Consider the following 2,369-nt stretch of genomic DNA (forward strand, 5'->3'; position numbering starts at 1 on the left):
TCGGCCGCCGGTTCGCCGCCGAGGGCGCCGCCGCCGTCGTCCTGGCCGACCTGGACGCCGGGGCGGCACGCGTGGTGGCCGAGGGCATCGGCCCGGTGGCGCACGGCGTCGGGCTCGACGTCACCGACGAGGCGCAGGTGCGGGCGCTGGTCGACGAGACCGAGCGCCGGTACGGCCGGATCGACCTGTTCTGCGCCAATGCCGGCGTGGCCACCGGTGGGGGAGTGGAGGCGTCGGACGCGGACTGGGAACGCGCCTGGCGGGTCAACGTGATGGGGCACGTGCACAGCGCCCGGGCGGCGCTGCCGGCGATGGTCCGCCGCGGCCAGGGGTACCTGCTCTTCACCTGCTCGGCGGCGGGTGTGCTGACCGCGGTGGGCGACGCCCCGTACACCGCGACGAAGCACGCGGCGGTCGGCCTCGCCGAGTGGCTGGCCATCACCTACCGGGACGCCGGCGTCCGGGTCAGCGCGCTCTGCCCGCAGGGCGTGGACACCCCGATGCTCGCCGACGGCCTGGCCGCCGGGCACCTGGGCGCCCGGGTGATCGCCGCCTCCGGCGCGGTGCTCACCCCCGACCAGGTCGCCGACGCCACCATCGCCGGGCTGGCCGAGGAGCGGTTCCTCATCCTGCCGCACCCGGAGGTCGCCGGCTACGCCCGCCGCCGCGCCGAGGACCCGGACGGCTGGCAGGCCGGCCTGCGCAAGCTCGTCCGGAAGCTGCGCGCCGCGGATCGGTAGGAGCCGCCGCGACCGTGGCCGGGGCCGGATCGCCGTAGGCGTTGTTCGCCGGGATGAAGACCCGGTCGTGGGTCAGCGGTGCCAGCGCAACGGGCCGGGATGGACACTCCACAGCAGACGGCCTCGGCGGGGGCGGGTGGCGCGAAGGGCGGTGACGTAGGCGGTGGCGAGCGCCGCCGCCCGGTCGGCCTGGGCCGGGGTGGCGGTGCCCGGGGCGAAGGCCACCTGGTTGAGCAGCCCGGCCAGCTCGTCCACCTCGCCACCGGGTGCGAAATGCTCACCCGGGGTCCGCCCGGCCCGCGCCTCGGCGAGGGTACGGCCGGCGTGCGCGGCGACCTCCGCGGCGGACAGGTCCGCGCCGGCCGGGTGGCCGGCCAGCCGCAGCGCGTCGGTGACCTCCCGCCAGGCGCCGGCGATCCGGCGGCCCGGGTCACCCTGCGCCAGCCGCGCCCGGGTCAGCTTGCGGCGCAGTGCGGCCAGGCTCAGCAGCAGTGCCCCGACCAGCAGCGCCAGGCCACCGACGCCGCCACCCACCAGCACCGGCGTGCCCGGCCCACCGGCCCCGCCGCGCCGCTCGGGCCCGGCGGCCGCGGGCGGTGTGGCGGTGGGCTCCACGGTCGGCGCGGGCACCTCGGACGGGGGTGGATCCTCCGGCTTCGGCCGGAAGTCCTCCTCCACCGGGCGCGGCTGCTCGTCCGGGCGCGGCATCGGGTCGAAGGGCACCCAGCCGACGCCCTCGAACAGCACCTCCGGCCAGGCGTACGCGTCCGCCGCCCGGACCGGGCCGTCCGCCTTCGGCTCGAAGCCGACCACCACCCGGGTGGGCAGGCCGGCCAGCCGGCCCAGCACCGCGAACGCCGCCGCGAACTGCTCGGAGGTGCCCCGCTGCCCGCCGCCGTTGCGCGGTCCGAAGAGGAAGAACGCCAGGTTCGGGTACGCGTGCCCGCTCGGCGCGTCCGCGGTGACCCGGTAGTGCTCGGCGAGGAAGTCCGCGATCGCGGTGGCCCGGGCGTACGGCGCACCGTTCTCCTCGGCGAGCTGGGTGGCGAGCCGGCGCAGCTGCTCCGGCGCCCCGTCGGCCACCCGCAGCACCCGGGCCACCGCGTCGCCGGCCGGCACGTTCGCCGTGCTGAGCAGGTTCACGTCGGGGCGTTCCCGGAGCGAGGCGACCGTGTAGCGCAGCCCCGGCGCCAGCCCCTCCGGCCGGATCAGCGTCCCGGTCTCCGGGTCGTACGCCACCCGCGCGCCGGTCACCTCGCGCGGGGTCGGCACGGCGGGCAGCAGCCGGCCGGTCAGGTCGGCCACGGTGATCTCCTGGCGCACCGGATCGGTGGCGGCGCCCGCCACCGGCTCGGCGGCCGGCAGGATCCGCCCCGCGTTGCGGTACGTCGCGCCGACCCGCCAGGTCACCCCGTCGTAGTCGCTGAGCACGGCCAGCCGGATCCGCGGCGGCCCCGCATCCGCCGCGCCCGCCTCGGTCCGCACGTCGAGCAGCTTCTGGTCCGGGTTGAGCGCCCACCCCGAGATCCGGATCAGTGGGTTCTCGTCCAGCGACTCCACCTGCGGCGGCTCGACGTAGCGGCGCGGGTCGACCGGCCGGTCGTCGACCTGGCCGGCCACCACCGGGGC

2 protein-coding genes are annotated in these 2,369 nt (G+C 78.0%); one reads left to right on the forward strand and one right to left on the reverse strand.

Going from position 1 to position 2,369, the window contains the following annotated elements; all coding sequences use genetic code 11:
- The coding region (locus tag ACW0Q9_RS30240) for an SDR family oxidoreductase (RefSeq protein WP_456187138.1) at nt 1–740 on the forward strand (740 nt) is incomplete at its 5' end.
- Between the two features lie 72 nt (nt 741–812).
- Here the strand turns inward: ACW0Q9_RS30240 and ACW0Q9_RS30245 are convergent.
- The coding region (locus ACW0Q9_RS30245) for a transglutaminaseTgpA domain-containing protein (protein WP_456187140.1) at nt 813–2,369 on the reverse strand (1,557 nt) is incomplete at its 5' end.

It is taken from the genome of Micromonospora sp. I033 (assembly GCF_053890995.1).